Here is a 15,828-nt window from a genome sequence, read left to right on the forward strand (position 1 = left end):
CGCGCCGGCCGCGGCGCGCAGGGCGTCGATCAGGCGCGCTTCGGCGCCCTGGCTCAGCACCGAAGGATCGACATCCAACGCGCGGGACAGATCAACCAGCAGTTTACCGCCGATTCTGCGCCGGTTGTGTTCGATCAGGTTCAGGTAGGCCGGCGATATGCCGACCTGTTTGGCCAGCTGGGATTGCTTGAGCGCCAACATCTGGCGCCGCTCGCGCAGACGCGATCCGACATGGGTTCTTCGCGGCACGGGATTCTCCTTTGCAACCAAGCCGTTTCTGCACCTGCAAGAAAACTTATTTACAAAATTCGCGGCTCTACTGTGTAAAAATTAACTGAATAAACGTTTCAACAAAAGCACTTGTTGCGAATTTTTCAAAGCGGACCCATGATCCAGCACATCCTGTAAAAGGGGCGCGCCGGGCCGTGGTAAGGGAGAGCCACCCAGCGCGATCAAATCTATTGGGAGGATATTCATGTCCAAATCTGATCTCACGCGTCGCGGCGTTCTCAAGACCGGGGCAATCGCAGGCGCGGGTGTCGCGCTGCCGACCATCTTTACGTCGGGGGCCAACGCCTTCACCAACGAACCCACCGGCGGGTCGGTAACGCTGGGCTTCAACGTGCCCCAGTCCGGACCCTACGCTGACGAAGGCGCCGACGAACTGCGCGCCTACCAGCTGGCGGTCGAACACCTGAACGGCGGCGGCGACGGCGGCATGCTGAACACCTTTTCGTCCAGCGCGCTGGAAGGGGCCGGCATTCTGGGCAAAAAGGTCGAATTCGTGACCGGTGACACCCAGACCAAATCGGACGCAGCCCGCGCATCGGCCAAGTCGATGATCGAAAAAGACAACGCGATCATGATCACCGGCGGCTCGTCTTCGGGCGTGGCGGTTGCGGTGCAGGGATTGTGCCAGGAAGCTGGCGTGATCTTCATGGCCGGTCTGACCCACTCGAACGACACCACGGGCAAGGACAAGAAGGCCAACGGTTTCCGCCACTTCTTCAACGCCTACATGTCGGGCGCTGCGCTGGCCCCCGTGCTGGCCGCACGCTACGGCAAGGACCGCAAGGCCTATCACCTGACCGCCGACTACACCTGGGGCTGGACGCAGGAAGAATCGATCAAGGCCGCAACCGAGGCCCTGGGCTGGGAAACCGTCAACACGGTCAAGACGCCGCTGACGCAGACCGACTTTTCGTCCTATATCACGCCGGTTCTGCAAACAGACGCCGACGTCCTGATCCTGAACCACTACGGCGGCAACATGGTCAATTCGCTGACCAACGCGGTTCAGTTCGGCCTGAAGAACAAGCAGGTCAACGGCAAGAACTTTGAAATCGTCGTGCCGCTCTATTCGCGTCTGATGGCGCGCGGTGCGGGCGAAAACGTCAAGGGCATCCTGGGCTCGACCGCCTGGCACTGGTCGCTGCAGGACGAAGGTTCGAAAGCGTTCGTAAAATCCTTCGGGACCAAATACGGCTTCCCGCCCAGCCAGGCCGCGCACACCTGCTATGTGCAGACGCTGCTCTATGCCGATGCCGTGACACGCGCGGGGTCGTTCAACCCCTGCGCCGTCGGCGAAGCCCTGGAAGGGTTCGAATTCGACGGGATGGGCAACGGCAAGACCCTGTATCGCGCCGAAGACCACCAGTGCTTCAAGGATGTGCTGGTCGTGCAGGGTAAAGAGAACCCGGACAATGAATTCGACCTTCTCGAAGTTGTCGAAGTCACCCCGGTCGACCAGGTCACCTACGAACCGGACCACCCGATGTTCGCGGGCGGGAACCTGGGCACCTGTAACGCCGGCTGATCAGCCCGAACATACGGGCCGCGCCCCTGCGCGCGGCCCGCTACGAATGCGACAGGGCCCCAAGGGGACGGCCCTGACCGGCATTCTTAACTCAAAACAAACGAGTGGGGACCATGGACGCGATCCTTCTTCAAATCCTCAACGGGCTTGATAAAGGCTCGGCCTATGCGCTGATTGCGCTTGGGCTGACGCTGATTTTCGGCACGTTGGGCGTCGTCAACTTTGCGCATGGCGCATTGTTCATGATCGGCGCGTTTTGCGCGGTGACGCTGCAAAAAATCCTGAGCCTGTCGAAAGTCACGCTGGATCCAACCAAAACCGACTTTCTGGGCAACCCGGCCAAGGTAAAAACGCCCTATGTCGAAAGCTGGTTCGGCCCTGAAATGGGCGCCGCCATCATCGACTGGTCGGTCCCACTTGCCATCATCTTTGCAATCCCCGTGATGCTGATCGTCGGCTACGTGATGGAGCGCGGGCTGATCAAGCATTTCTACAAGCGTCCCCACGCCGACCAGATCCTTGTGACCTTCGGTCTGGCCATCGTGCTGCAAGAGATCGTCAAACACATCTACGGCGCCAACCCGATCCCGACCGGCGCGCCCGACGCGTTCATCGGATCGTTCGATTTCGGCGTGCTGCTGGGGTTCGATCCGAACACGATCATCTACCCCTACTGGCGCCTGGTCTACTTTGTCTTCGCCGCGCTGGTCATTGGCGGTGTGTTCGCCTTCCTGCAGCTGACCACCTTCGGGATGGTCGTGCGCGCCGGGATGGCCGATCGCGAAACCGTCGGCCTGCTGGGCATCGACATCGACAAGCGCTTTACCATCATGTTCGGCATCGCCGCCGCCGTGGCGGGATTGGCGGGCGTGATGTACGCGCCGATCAATTCGCCCAACTACCATATGGGCATGGATTTCCTTGTGCTGTCCTTCGTGGTGGTGGTCGTGGGCGGCATGGGCAGCCTGCCCGGCGCCGTTCTGGCCGGATTTCTTCTGGGGATCCTGGAAAGCTTTGCCTCGATGAACTGGATCAAGGATCTCGTTCCCGGAATCGACCAGATCATCATCTACCTTGTTGCCATTCTGATCCTGCTGACCCGTCCGCGCGGGCTGATGGGGCGCAAGGGCGTGATGGAGGAATAAGACATGCTCGGACTCAATCCAAAAGACACCAAATTCCTTTTTATCGTCATCGCGTTGACCCTGTTCACGCCGTTCATCCTGCAACCCTTTCCGGCGGCGTCGGGGATGGCCCAGTTCAACGCGGGCTACCCCGACCTGATGCAGCGGATCGCGATCTTTGGCATCTTTGCCATCGGGTTCAACATCCTGTTCGGGCTGACCGGCTATCTGTCCTTTGGCCATGCGACCTTTCTGGGGATCGGCTCTTATGCGGCGGTCTGGATGTTCAAACTGCTCAGCATGAACATCATTCCCGCGCTGATCCTTGCGGTGGTGGTGTCGGGGCTGTTCGCGCTGGTGATCGGCTATATTTCGCTGCGCCGCGCGGGGATCTACTTTTCGATCCTGACGCTGGCCTTCGCGCAGATGTCCTTTGCGCTGGCCTATTCGGTGCTGACGCCGCTGACCAACGGGGAAACCGGGCTGCAGCTGGCGCTGGACGATCCGCGCATCCTGGACGGGGCCAGTGACGCCGGATCGCTGCCCGTGACCAACCTGTTCGGGGTGGCGATGAATTCGGCCCAGACCGTCGCGGTCGGCCCGTGGCAGTTCACCTTTTCGGTGGGCTATTATGTCTGCGCGGTAATGGCGATCGTGGCCTTTTACCTGTCCCTGCGCATCTTTCGTTCGCCCTTCGGGCTAATGCTGCGGGCGGTCAAATCGAACCAGCAACGCATGAACTATACCGGGCTGAACACCCGCCCCTACACCCTTGCGGCATTCGTGATTTCGGGGATGTACGCGGGGCTGGCCGGCGGTCTGCTGGCGTCGATGGATCCGCTGGCCGGGGCCGAACGGATGCAGTGGACCGCATCGGGCGAGGTGGTCATCATGACCATTCTTGGCGGCGCGGGCACGTTGCTGGGCCCGGTGCTGGGCGCGGGCGTCATCAGGTATCTGGAAAACATCTTTTCCAAGATCGACAAGGCGGTGCTGCACGGCTGGTTCGAATGGATGCCCGATGGGCTTGAAGATCCGCTGGTCGCCGTCATTTCCCAGTTCACCGGCAAGGGCTGGCACCTGACCATGGGCCTGCTGTTCATGCTGGTGGTGATCTTCCTGCCCGGCGGGCTGATCGAAGGGGGCCAGCGTCTGCGCCGAGCCTTCAGCCGCAAAGGCAAGAATGTCGATGCAAACACCGCCCCCACGGCGGCCGAATAAGGGAGGATGTCGAAAATGGGTATTCTCGAAGTCAAAGGCGTCGGCAAACGGTTCGGCGGTCTGCAAGCCCTGGGCGATGTGAACCTCAGCGTCCAGCAGAACACGGTCCATGCGATCATCGGCCCCAACGGGGCGGGCAAATCGACCCTGCTCAACTGCCTTGTCGGCAAGCTGATCCCCGACACCGGATCGGTCATGTTCGACGGGCAGTCGGTGCTGGGGCGCAAGCCCTACGAAATCAACCAGATGGGCATTTCGCGCGTGTTCCAGACACCGGAAATCTTCGGTGACCTGACGGTGATGGAAAACGTGCTGATCCCCTGCTTTGCCAAGCGTGACGGTGCCTTCCGCCTGCATGCCATCGGCACTGTCGAGGCAGAAGGCGACATGGTCGAACAGGCCGAGCAGATGCTGATGGATGTCAGCATGCTGGAAAAGCGCCACATGCACGCCGCGTCGCTGTCACGCGGCGACAAGCGGCGGCTGGAAATGGCGATGTGCCTTGTCCAGCAACCCAAGCTGCTGCTGCTGGACGAACCGACGGCCGGCATGGCGCGGGCCGATACCAACAACACCATCGACCTGCTCAAGGAAATCAAACAAAAGCGCGACATCACCATGGCCATCATTGAACATGACATGCATGTGGTGTTCTCTCTGGCCGAGCGCATCACCGTCCTGGCCCAGGGCACGCCCCTGGTCGAAGACACCCCCGAGAACATCAAGGGGCATCCCAAAGTACGGGAAGCCTATCTGGGCGAAGCGCATTAAAAGGGTACACCATGGCTGAAGCATTCAACATACACGCCAACAACGCCGAAACCGCGCCGGTCTATTTTTCGGTCTGGGACATCCACGCCTATTACGGCGAAAGCTATATCGTGCAGGGCGTCACCTTTAACGTCCACGAAGGTGAAATCCTGGCGCTTCTCGGGCGTAACGGGGCGGGCAAGACATCGACCCTGCGCGCCATCGCCCGGCTGGACGATCCGCGCATCACCAAGGGCGAAATCTGGCTGGATCACCAGCCGCTGCATGACAAACGGGCGCATGAAGCATCGGCGGCCGGCATTTCGCTGGTCCCCGAGGATCGGCGGATCATCCCCGGCCTGACGGTCGAAGAAAACCTGCAACTGGCCCAGATCGCCCCGCCCATCGGCTGGTCGCTGGACCGGATCTACGATCTGTTCCCGCGCCTGAAGGAACGACGCAAGCAAGAAGGCGTGACACTGTCGGGCGGCGAACAGCAGATGCTGGCGATTGCGCGCGCGCTGGCGCGTGACATCAAGGTGCTTTTGCTAGATGAACCCTATGAGGGGCTGGCCCCCGTCATCGTGGATGAAATAGAAAAAACGCTCAACATCATCAAAGAGCAGGGTATAACCACCGTGATCGTCGAACAGAACGCTGTGCGGGCGCTGGAACTGGCCGACCGGGCCGTGATCCTGGACACAGGCACCGTGGTCTTCGACGGCTCGGCCAAGGAAGTGCTCGAAAACGAAAAACTACGCGCCGAATACCTGGCCATCTAAGGCCCGGCGCATCATAGCGGGAGGAGCAAAATGCTCGACGAATCCGACAAAATCTTTCCCCCCTCGAAAGACTTCGCCGCCAAGGCGCACGCCGACAAGGCCACCTACGAGAAGATGTACAAGGCCTCGATCGACGACCCCGGGGCGTTCTGGGGCGAACATGGCAAGCGCATCGACTGGATCAAGCCGTTCACCAAGGTCAAGAATACCTCGTTTCAGCATGGCAACGTCAACATCAAGTGGTTCGAAGACGGGACGCTGAACGTCGCGGCCAACTGTATCGACCGCCACCTGGCCACGCGCGCCGACCAGACCGCGATCATCTGGGAACCGGATGATCCCAACGATGATGCCCAGCACATCACCTACGCCGAACTGCACCGGCGCACCTGCCGGATGGCCAACATCCTGGAAAGCATGGGCGTGCGCAAAGGCGACCGCGTGGTGATCTATTTGCCGATGATCCCCGAAGCGGCCTATGCCATGCTGGCCTGCGCGCGTATCGGCGCGGTGCATTCCATCGTGTTCGCCGGGTTTTCGCCCGACGCGCTTGGCGCGCGGATCAACGGCTGCGATGCCAAGGTGGTCATCACCGCCGACGAAGCCCCGCGCGGCGGGCGCAAGACGGCGCTGAAATCCAACACCGATGCGGCCCTGCTGCACTGCAAGGACACGGTGAAATGCCTGGTGGTCAAACGCACCGGCGGGCAGACCACATGGATCGACGGGCGCGATTACGACTATAACGAAATGATGCTGGAAGCAGACGACTATTGCGCCCCGGCCGAAATGAACGCCGAAGACCCGCTGTTCATTCTCTATACCTCGGGGTCCACCGGCCAGCCCAAGGGCGTGGTGCACAGTTCGGGCGGTTATCTGGTCTATGCGGCGATGACGCACCAGTACACGTTCGATTATCACGATGGCGATGTGTTCTGGTGCAGCGCCGACGTGGGCTGGGTGACGGGCCACAGCTATATCGTCTATGGCCCGCTGGCCAATGGCGCCACCACCATCATGTTCGAAGGCGTGCCCACCTATCCCGATGCGGGCCGGTTCTGGGCCGTGTGCGAAAAGCACAAGGTCAACCAGTTCTACACCGCCCCCACCGCGATCCGCGCCCTGATGGGCCAGGGCAACGAGTGGGTGGAAAAATACGATCTCAGCGATCTGAAACTGCTGGGCACCGTGGGCGAACCGATCAACCCCGAAGCGTGGAACTGGTACAATGATGTCGTGGGCAAGGGCAAATGCCCCATCGTCGACACCTGGTGGCAGACCGAAACCGGCGGGCACATGCTGACCCCCCTGCCCGGCGCCATCGCGACCAAACCCGGATCGGCCACCGTGCCCTTCTTTGGCGTGCTGCCCAAGGTGCTGGATCCGCAAACCGGCGAAGAGATCAAGGACACCAAATGCGAAGGCGTTCTGGTGCTGGCCGACAGCTGGCCCGGCCAGATGCGCACGGTCTACGGCGATCATGACCGGTTCGAAAAGACCTACTTCAGCGACTACAAAGGCTACTATTTCGCGGGCGACGGGTGCCGGCGCGACGCCGATGGCTATTACTGGATCACCGGGCGCGTCGATGACGTGATCAACGTCTCGGGCCACCGCATGGGCACGGCCGAAGTGGAAAGCGCGCTGGTCGCCCACGCCAAGGTGGCCGAAGCTGCGGTGGTCGGCTATCCGCATGACATCAAGGGACAGGGCATCTATGCCTATGTCACCCTGATGAACGGGATCGAGCCCAGCGACGAGCTGCGCAAAGAGCTGGAAACCTGGGTGCGCACCGAAATCGGCCCCATCGCCAAACCCGACGTGATCCAGTGGGCGCCGGGCCTGCCCAAGACGCGCTCGGGCAAGATCATGCGCCGCATCCTGCGCAAGATCGCCGAAAACGACTATGGCGCGCTTGGCGACACGTCCACCCTGGCCGAACCGGCGGTGGTGGATGACCTGATCGAAAACCGCGTGAACCGCGACTGATCCGGGGCCCATCCGCCCGCCACAGGCGACCTTTGCGCCGCGCCCGACCCACGGGCGCGGCGTTTTCAGTTGCAGCGCGCGCGATCGCAGCTGCCCGACCCCCGCCGACAGCCCGGGCCATCCGGGCCAGCAAATTCGGGGCCGTGGCAGCCTGGCGCGACCGGCGGCCCTTTGACGGCGCGGCGCCACCTGTCCTTTGCCTCAGGTCCGTTGCCTCAGGCGCGGCCCCCGGTTCCCCCGTTTTCCCCCGATCAACCCGCCCGCCACAGGCCCGGCGGGTTTTGCCCCGGCCCGCACCGGCAAGACTGCGCCTATCCCAAGCCATTGGTATCATTCGATTTCACAAAATTTTTGCGTGGCGAAAAAATTTTTGGAACCAATGCGCCCGCCAATTCTTGTTCTGTCAGTAGGTGCTTCGGCACAGACCACAAAACAGGAGATACAAGATGAACACCCTGACCAAGAGCCTTATGTCCGGCGTTGCAGCGATTGCCCTGCTGACCGTCCCCGCCATCGCCCAATCGCAAGCCCAGCTGGAAACAGACCAGGTCGAAACAGACGTCGAAACGTCCTTGGATGCCGCCGGCGAAAATATCAAAGACGCCGGCGACGCCACTGCAGACGCTGCGGGCGACGCCATGCAAGCCACCGAAGACGCGGCTGAAAACGTAAAAGCCGAAACCGCCGAAGCGATGGATCAAACCGGCCAGGCCATTGAAGGCGCCGCCAACGAAGTCGACCAGGAAGTTGACGAAATCGGCACCGATCTGGCGAATGACTCCACGATGGACACCGACACCAAAGCCGCGTTTGCCGGCTACACCGTGGCCGATCTGGTCGGCAAGAACGTGCTGTCCGATCAAGGCAATGATGTGGGCGAAATCGATGCCGTCGTCGACATGAACGGTGAAGTCGTGGCCGTTGTCGGCGTGGGCGGGTTCCTTGGCCTTGGCGAACATGACGTTGCCATCGGGCTGGACAAGATCAACGTGCTCGACGACGACACGCTGCAACTGGTCGGCTACACCGAAGAAGAACTGGAAACGATGCCCGAGTTTGACGCCGAAATGGCGACCGAGCTTGAGGCAGAAGCCAAGCTGTACGACGACATGTAAGCGCGTTTTCCAAACGCCTGAACATGGCTTTCCAAAGGCCAAGGGCCGCCCCGACGGGCGGCCCTTTTTCGTTTGTTTTCGATAGTTTGGTGCGCTTACTTGAATGCAGCGTCAGTGATGTCCAGCGTGTAGGCGCCTTCGGGCACCTTGGTGATCACCGGGTCCGATCCACCCGACAGCAGCGAATTCACGGTGCGCTCATAATCGGCCACATCCAGGGCGCCGTTCGATCCGGCGGTCAGCTTGGCGACCTCGCGCATCATGCGTTTCTGGTGCTTTTCGGTCTGCGCGCCGGTCTCGTCATATTCCAGAACGATTTGCGCGGCCTCGTCGGGGTTTTCCTCGGCGTATTTCCAACCCTTCATCGACGCTTTGACAAAGCGGACCATTTCATCCCGGAATTCGGGATCTTCCAGGTTTTCTTCCAGCACATACAGCCCGTCTTCCAGGGTGGCGACGCCCTGATCTTCGTACTTGAACGTGACCAGTTCATCTTCGGCGATGCCCGCGTCAATGACCTGCCAGTATTCATTATAGGTCATGGTGGAGATGCAATCGGCCTGCTTTTGCAGCAGCGGATCGACGTTAAAGCCCTGTTTCAGCACTTCTACGCCGTCATCGCCGCCCTCGGTCGGGATGTTCAGCTGGCTCATCCAGCTGAGGAACGGGTATTCATTGCCAAAGAACCAGACGCCCAGCGTGCGGCCCTTGAAATCGTCCGGACCGGTGACACCGCTGTCCTTCAGGCAGGTCAGCATCATGCCCGACGCTTTGTACGGCTGGGCGATGTTGACCACCGGCGCGCCGTTTTCGCGCGCGGCCAGCGCCGATGGCATCCAGTCAACCATCACGTCGGCCCCGCCGCCCAGCAGCACCTGCACCGGCGCGATGTCTGGCCCGCCCGGCTTGATGGTCACGTTCAGATCCTCGTCTTCGTAGAACCCTTTTTCCAGCGCCACGTAATAGCCCCCGAACTGGGCCTGCGTGACCCATTTCAGCTGCAACGTCACATCGTCGGCGGCCAAGGCACCGCTGGCGGCAAAACCACCCGCTGCCGCAAGTGAAATCAGTTTTTTCATGGGTAAGACCTCTCGTTTATTTTGCGCTTACCGCGCTCCCCGTTGTGATGGGTGCCAGAAGGTCACCCATTTCTCAATCACCGCGATCACCCCATAGAGCATCGAGCCCGACAGCGCCGCAACGGCGATTTCCGCCCAGACCATATCGATCTTGAGCCGACCGACCTCGGTCGAAATGCGAAAGCCCATCCCCCGCGTGGGCGAGCCGAAATATTCCGCCACGATTGCCCCGATAAGCGCCAGCGTTGCCGCAATTTTCAGCCCGTTGAAAACAAAGGGCATCGCGGCGGGCAAGCGCAGTTTGGTCAGGGTCTGGGCGTGCGTGGCACTATAGGTCGCCATCAGGTCGCGCTGCATCCGGTCGGTTTCGCCCAGACCCGCCAGCGTGTTGACCAGCATCGGGAAAAACACCATCACCACGACCACCGCCGCCTTGGACTGCCAGTCGAACCCGAACCACATCACCATGATCGGGGCCACGCCGACGATGGGCATGGCGGCCAGAAAGTTGGCCACCGGCAAAAAGCCTTGGCGCAGGAACGGCAGCCGGTCGATCACCAGCGCCGCGGCAACGCCCGCCGCGCAGCCCAGAACGAACCCCGACACGGCCCCTTTCAGCACCGTTTGGACGAAATCGATCCACAGCGTCGGCAGGTTGGCGATGATCGCGGCCCAGATCGCGCTTGGCGGCGGCAAGATCACCGGGCTGATGCCCAGCCCGCGCGTCACGCCCTCCCACAGGACCAGAACGGTGATCCCGAACAGGACCGGCGCAAAGATCCGCAGCCAACGCGGCTGGCCATAGGTGCGCGCGGCCCACACCACCAGCCCCCAGGATATCAGCCAAAACCCGATTGCAAAGATCAGCGTCATGCCACACCCCCAAGCCGGCGGCGCAGCCCCGCTTCGATCAAACCGACGGCCCAGATCAGCCCCGCCGCCAGGATCGACGCGGCAAACAGCGCCGTCCACATGATCATCGGTTCGCCGAACTGGCTGCCGATCAGCATCCGCGCGCCCAGCCCTTGGGTGGCGCCCGTCGGCAGTTCACCCACGATGGCCCCGACCAGCGACGCGGCCACGGCGATTTTCAGCGACGCAAAGAAATACGGCAAGGATGCCGGCATACGCAGTTTCCAGAAGGTCTGCGCCTTGCTCGCCCCATAGGTGCGCAGCAGGTCCAACTGCATCGCGCCGGGGCTGCGCAGCCCCTTGACCATGCTCACCAGCACCGGGAAAAAGCTGAGATAGGCCGATATGATGGCCTTGGGCACCAGCCGATCCTCGATCCCCATCGAATTGGACAGCACCACGATCATCGGGGCCAGCGCCACCACCGGAATGGTCTGGCTGATGATCGCCCAGGGCATCACCGTCAGGTTCATCGCCGGGCTCATCACGATAGCCACGGCCAGCCCGACGCCCAGCACGATGCCCAGCGCAAAGCCGGCCATCGTCGCCTTCAGCGTGATCGCGCCGTGGTAGATCAGCGAGCGTTTCGAGGTGACTTTCTTTTGCGCCGTCACCTCCCACAGTTCGGCCGCGACCTGGTGCGGCGGCGGCAACAGCGGGCGGTCCTGCGCCATCGTGTCGGCGATGATCTGGGTCACGGTAGGGGTCGTGCCCGCCCGCTCGGCCTGGTCAAGCGTCCATGTGGAATTCAGCCAGATCGACGCGCCGTACCAGACCGCCAGCAAGACGGCCAGAACGCTGAGGATCGGGGCGAAACGCGTCATGCCCGGCCCCCGTGCGCAACGGTCGCTGTGCCCGACATTGTGCCAGACATTTTGACCGACGTTTTGCCAGACAGTGTGCCAGACGGGGGGCCGACGCGCCGCCGACCGGTTGCAGACGCGTTGCCGACGCTGCGCCGACACCGGTTTTCGCGAACAGACGCGCTCATGCCTCGTGCCCCGCTTTCAGCCCCTCGCGCACGCGGTGGGCGATGGAAATGAACTCGGGCGTGTCGCGGATATCCAGCGGGCGGTCACGCGGCAGCGGGCTGTCGATCACATCGGTGATCCGGCCCGGACGGGGCGACATGACGACGATTTTCGTGCTCAGGAAAACCGCCTCGGGGATCGAATGCGTGACAAAGGCGATGGTCTTTTCCGTCCGCGCCCAGAGCTGCAAAAGCTGCTCGTTCAAGTGGTCGCGCACGATCTCGTCCAGCGCGCCAAAGGGTTCGTCCATCAGCAGGATATCGGCATCGAACGACAGCGCCCGCGCGATGGATGCGCGTTGCTGCATGCCCCCCGAAAGCTGCCAGGGGAATTTCTTGCCAAAACCGGCCAAGTCCACCAGATCCAACACTTTTTCGACGCGCGCGTCCTGCTCGGCCTTGGGGAAACCCATGATCTCCAAGGGCAGTTTTATGTTGCCGGCGATGGTGCGCCACGGGTACAGCCCCGCCGCCTGAAAGACATAGCCATAGCTGCGCGCCTTGCGGGCGTCGTCCGGGCTGAGGCCATTGACGCTCAGCGTCCCGCCGGTGGGGTGTTCCAGCCCCGCGATACAGCGCAAAAACGTCGTCTTGCCGCAGCCCGACGGGCCGATGAAACTGACGAATTCGCCTTTGCCGATTTCCAGGTTCACGCCGCTCAGCGCATGGATCGGCCCGTCGTTCGTCTGGAATGTCAGGTCGAGATCTTTTGCCTCGATCACAGGTTTCTTCATGTTTGTTTGTCCCAAAGGTGGCGATCCGCGATCTCGATCGAATTGCCCGCGGGGTCACGGACATAGATCGACCGTTTCCCATGCGGCCATCTAAAATCAGCTTCGACGTCTATCCCATTGTCTTCAAAATGTTTTCGCCAATCATTCAGCGCCGATTCATCGGCCGCCAGCGCCATGTGGCCCGGGCCGACGGCGCCATGTGGGGGCACCGGCAAGGCGCCGCTGGCCGGCGGTTTGGCCGATTGCTCGGCCACGAAAACCAACACCGTCCCAGCGCCGCACCGATAGAACACATGGCGCCCGTCGGCGCGCGTGATCCGCTCCAACCCCAGCACGCCGCCATAGAAGGATTCGGCCTTGTCCAGATCGTCGACATAGACGGCCGCTTCAAGAATGCCGGTCAGATCAGGCACTTACACCCCCGTCGCCGGGATGCCCGTCCGCTCGACCGGGCGCGGCGCGGTCAGCTCTTTCCATTGGCTCAGTGCGGTGTTGACCGTGCCATTGGGATCGCGCGCGACAAATTCGCCGTGCCCTTCGCGGCTGGTCAGGTCACCGTCGTTCACGGCCACCATCCCGCGGCTCAGCACGTAGCGCGGCAGGCCCTTGACCTGCACCCCTTCGAACACGCTGTAATCGATCGCGCTGACCTGTGTATCGGCACTGATGGTTTTGGATTTCTCGGGATCCCAGACCACCAGGTCGGCGTCGGACCCGACAAGAACAGCGCCTTTTTTAGGGTAACAATTCAATATCTTGGCGATGTTTGTTGATGTTACCGCTACGAATTCGTTCGGTGTCAGGCGCCCGGTGTTGACCCCGTAGGTCCACAGCACTGGCAGCCGGTCTTCCAGCCCCCCGGTGCCGTTCGGGATCTTGGAAAAATCACCCACGCCATAGCGCTTTTGATCGGTCGTAAAGGCGCAGTGGTCCGTAGCGACACAAGACAGCGACCCGCTGGCCAGACCGGCCCACAGGCTGTCCTGATGCTGCTTGTTGCGGAACGGCGGGCTCATCACCCGGCGGGCGGCATGATCCCAGTCCGGGTGGAAATATTCGCTCTCATCCAGCACCAGATGCTGCACCAAGGGCTCGCCCCAAACGCGCTTGCCCTGCATCTTGGCACGCCGGATCGCCTCGTGGCTTTCCTCGCATGACGTGTGCACTACATAGAGCGGCGCGCCTGCCATATCGGCGATCATGATGGCGCGGTTCGTCGCCTCGCCTTCCACTTGAGGGGGGCGCGAATAGGCGTGGCCCTCGGGGCCGTTGTTCCCCTCGGCCAGCAACCTGGCTGTCAGCTCGGCAACCACATCGCCATTCTCGGCATGGACCAGCGGGGTCGCGCCCAGCTCGGCGCAGCGTTTGAAGCTGGCGAAGAGTTCATCGTCATTCACCATCAGTGACCCCTTGTAGGCCATGAAGTGCTTGAAGGTGTTGATGCCGCGTTCGGTCACGGTCTTCATTTCATCGAACACCTGTTCATCCCACCAGGTGACCGCCATGTGGAAACTGTAGTCGCAATGCGCCTGGGCCGATTTATTGTCCCATGTTTTCAAGGCGTCCAGCAGCGATTGGCCCGGATCTGGCAGCGCGAAATCGACCACCATCGTGGTGCCGCCCGCCAGAGCAGCCCGCGTGCCGCTGTTGAAATCGTCGCTGGAATAGGTGCCCATGAACGGCATTTCCAGGTGCGTGTGCGGGTCGATCCCGCCGGGCATCACGTAACAGCCTGCCGCGTCCAGCACGTCGTCCCCGGTCAGATCTGGCCCGATTTCGACGATCTTGCCGCCTTCGATCTTCACATCCGCGTCATAGGTCAGGTCCGCCGTGACGATGGTGCCACCCTTGATAACCGTGCTCATCTGAATTCTCCTTCTCGGTCGGCAAAGCGCTTGGCGCGCCGGGCCCTATTTCTTGTCATAAGTACTTTGGCGTGCGCCTGCGGCCAACCCCATCGCACATGGCGCGCGCAGAGCCGTCTGACGCTGTCACTCTACCACCTCGGCTGTTTCAAGCACCGCGTGCAGCAACACGTCTGTGCCCGCCGCCGCCCATTCGGGGCTGATCTCTTCGGCCTCGTTATGCGACAGCCCATCCACACAGGGGCACATGATCATCGCCGTGGGGGCGACGTTGTTGATCCAGCAGGCATCATGGCCCGCGCCGGATATGATATCCATGTGGGAATATCCAAGGTTTTCAGCGGCATCGCGCACGGCTTTCACGCAGCCTTCGTCAAAAGCGGGCGGCTCGAACTGGCCCGACACAAAGCTGTCGAACCCCACCCCGATGTCTTCGCAGATCTTGGGCGCGCGGGCGTAGAATTCGGTCTCCATCCCGTGCAGAACCTCAGGCAGGTGCGAGCGAAAATCGACCGTAAAGACGACCTTTCCGGGGATCACGTTGCGCGAATTGGGATAGACATCGATATGGCCGATGGCGCCCACCGCGCCGGGTTGGTTTTTCATCGCGATTTCGTGCACCAGTTCGGTGAGCAGCGCCAATCCGCGCCCCGCGTTCTTGCGCATCGCCATGGGCGTGCTGCCGGTATGGCTGTCTTTGCCCGTCACCGTGCATTCGATCCAGCGCAGCCCCTGCCCGTGGGTGACAACGCCGATATCCTTGCCCTCGGCCTCCAGGATCGGGCCCTGCTCGATATGCAATTCGAACATGGCGTGCATCTTGCGCGCGCCGACCTCTTCGTCGCCCATCCAGCCGATGCGCTTCAACTCATCGCCGAATTTCTTGCCCTCTGCGTCCACCCGAACATAGGCCCAGTCCTGCGTGTGTTGGCCCGCGAAGACGCCCGACGCCAGCATCGCCGGGGCGAACCGGGTGCCTTCTTCGTTGGTCCAGTTGGTCACGACGATGGGATGTTTGGTCTTGATGTCCAGATCGTTCATCGTGCGCACCGCTTCCAGCGCCCCCAGCACACCCAGCACGCCGTCGTATTTGCCCCCGGTCGGTTGGGTGTCCAGATGCGATCCTATGTAGACCGGCAGTGCGTCGGGGTCCTGGCCCGGGCGGGTGGCAAACATGTTGCCCATCGTGTCGACGCCCATGCTCATGCCGGCCGCCTCGCACCAGGTCTGGAACAGTTTGCGACCTTGGGCATCGTCATCGGTCAGCGTCTGCCGGTTGTTGCCGCCTGCCACGCCGGGGCCGATCTTGGCCATCTCCATGATGCTGTCCCACAGACGGTCCTTGTTGATTTTCAGGTTTTCTGCCGGTGCGGTCATGTGTTTGTCCTTTCGTCTGGCCGCCGCCCCGGGG

General features: G+C 61.7%; 15 protein-coding genes. 7 read left to right on the plus strand and 8 right to left on the minus strand.

The window, feature by feature from the left end; all coding sequences use genetic code 11:
* Nucleotides 1–249, minus strand: a 249-nt coding sequence (locus ACP2AV_RS14770) for a helix-turn-helix domain-containing protein (RefSeq protein ID WP_426373548.1), incomplete at its 3' end; no start/stop codon positions are given.
* Between the two features lie 226 nt (nt 250–475).
* Here ACP2AV_RS14770 and ACP2AV_RS14775 point away from each other — a divergent pair.
* From ACP2AV_RS14775 to ACP2AV_RS14805, 7 genes are all read left to right on the plus strand, one after another.
* Complete coding sequence (locus ACP2AV_RS14775) at nt 476–1,816, plus strand: substrate-binding protein (RefSeq protein WP_426373549.1); 1,341 nt, start codon at nt 476–478, stop codon at nt 1,814–1,816.
* A 113-nt stretch (nt 1,817–1,929) separates the two neighbouring features.
* Nucleotides 1,930–2,961, plus strand: a complete 1,032-nt coding sequence (locus tag ACP2AV_RS14780) for a branched-chain amino acid ABC transporter permease (protein ID WP_426373550.1) — start codon at nt 1,930–1,932, stop codon at nt 2,959–2,961.
* Nucleotides 2,962–2,964: 3 nt separating this feature from the next.
* Nucleotides 2,965–4,161 (plus strand): branched-chain amino acid ABC transporter permease, encoded by a 1,197-nt coding sequence (locus ACP2AV_RS14785; RefSeq protein WP_426373551.1) that lies wholly within the window; start codon nt 2,965–2,967, stop codon nt 4,159–4,161.
* 15 nt (nt 4,162–4,176) lie between these two features.
* Nucleotides 4,177–4,932, plus strand: a complete 756-nt coding sequence (locus ACP2AV_RS14790; protein ID WP_426373552.1) for an ABC transporter ATP-binding protein — start codon at nt 4,177–4,179, stop codon at nt 4,930–4,932.
* Between the two features lie 11 nt (nt 4,933–4,943).
* On the plus strand, nt 4,944–5,693 hold the full coding sequence (locus ACP2AV_RS14795; protein ID WP_426373553.1) for an ABC transporter ATP-binding protein: 750 nt from the start codon (nt 4,944–4,946) through the stop codon (nt 5,691–5,693).
* 30 nt (nt 5,694–5,723) lie between these two features.
* Nucleotides 5,724–7,682 (plus strand): acetate--CoA ligase, encoded by a 1,959-nt coding sequence (gene acs / locus ACP2AV_RS14800; RefSeq protein ID WP_426373554.1) that lies wholly within the window; start codon nt 5,724–5,726, stop codon nt 7,680–7,682.
* Nucleotides 7,683–8,128: 446 nt separating this feature from the next.
* Nucleotides 8,129–8,797 (plus strand): PRC-barrel domain-containing protein, encoded by a 669-nt coding sequence (locus ACP2AV_RS14805; RefSeq protein WP_426373555.1) that lies wholly within the window; start codon nt 8,129–8,131, stop codon nt 8,795–8,797.
* A 95-nt stretch (nt 8,798–8,892) separates the two neighbouring features.
* Here ACP2AV_RS14805 and ACP2AV_RS14810 read toward each other — a convergent pair whose 3' ends face one another.
* The 7 genes from ACP2AV_RS14810 to ACP2AV_RS14840 all read right to left on the minus strand — a co-directional run bounded on the left by ACP2AV_RS14810 (nt 8,893) and on the right by ACP2AV_RS14840 (nt 15,794).
* A complete protein-coding gene (locus ACP2AV_RS14810) occupies nt 8,893–9,876 on the minus strand; it encodes an ABC transporter substrate-binding protein (RefSeq protein ID WP_426373556.1) in 984 nt (327 codons plus the stop codon).
* 27 nt (nt 9,877–9,903) lie between these two features.
* Nucleotides 9,904–10,749: an ABC transporter permease gene (locus tag ACP2AV_RS14815; protein WP_426373557.1), complete on the minus strand. Its 846-nt coding sequence runs from the start codon at nt 10,747–10,749 to the stop codon at nt 9,904–9,906.
* Nucleotides 10,746–11,612: an ABC transporter permease gene (locus tag ACP2AV_RS14820; RefSeq protein WP_426373558.1), complete on the minus strand. Its 867-nt coding sequence runs from the start codon at nt 11,610–11,612 to the stop codon at nt 10,746–10,748. The genes ACP2AV_RS14815 and ACP2AV_RS14820 overlap by 4 nt, the downstream gene beginning before the upstream one ends.
* Before the next feature lie 163 nt (nt 11,613–11,775).
* Nucleotides 11,776–12,552: an ABC transporter ATP-binding protein gene (locus ACP2AV_RS14825; protein WP_426373559.1), complete on the minus strand. Its 777-nt coding sequence runs from the start codon at nt 12,550–12,552 to the stop codon at nt 11,776–11,778.
* Entirely contained in the window at nt 12,549–12,965 is a 417-nt protein-coding gene (locus ACP2AV_RS14830) for a VOC family protein (RefSeq protein WP_426373560.1), read from the minus strand. The genes ACP2AV_RS14825 and ACP2AV_RS14830 overlap by 4 nt, the downstream gene beginning before the upstream one ends.
* Nucleotides 12,966–14,417 (minus strand): dihydropyrimidinase, encoded by a 1,452-nt coding sequence (gene hydA, locus ACP2AV_RS14835; protein ID WP_426373561.1) that lies wholly within the window; start codon nt 14,415–14,417, stop codon nt 12,966–12,968.
* A gap of 126 nt (nt 14,418–14,543) precedes the next feature.
* Nucleotides 14,544–15,794 carry a Zn-dependent hydrolase gene (locus tag ACP2AV_RS14840; protein ID WP_426373562.1) on the minus strand — a complete coding sequence of 417 codons (1,251 nt, stop codon included), beginning with the start codon at nt 15,792–15,794 and terminating at the stop codon, nt 14,544–14,546.
* Nucleotides 15,795–15,828 lie beyond the last annotated feature (34 nt).

Origin of the sequence: Aliiroseovarius sp. PTFE2010, assembly GCF_049943335.1 — a bacterium.
Lineage (GTDB): Bacteria > Pseudomonadota > Alphaproteobacteria > Rhodobacterales > Rhodobacteraceae > JBNFVY01.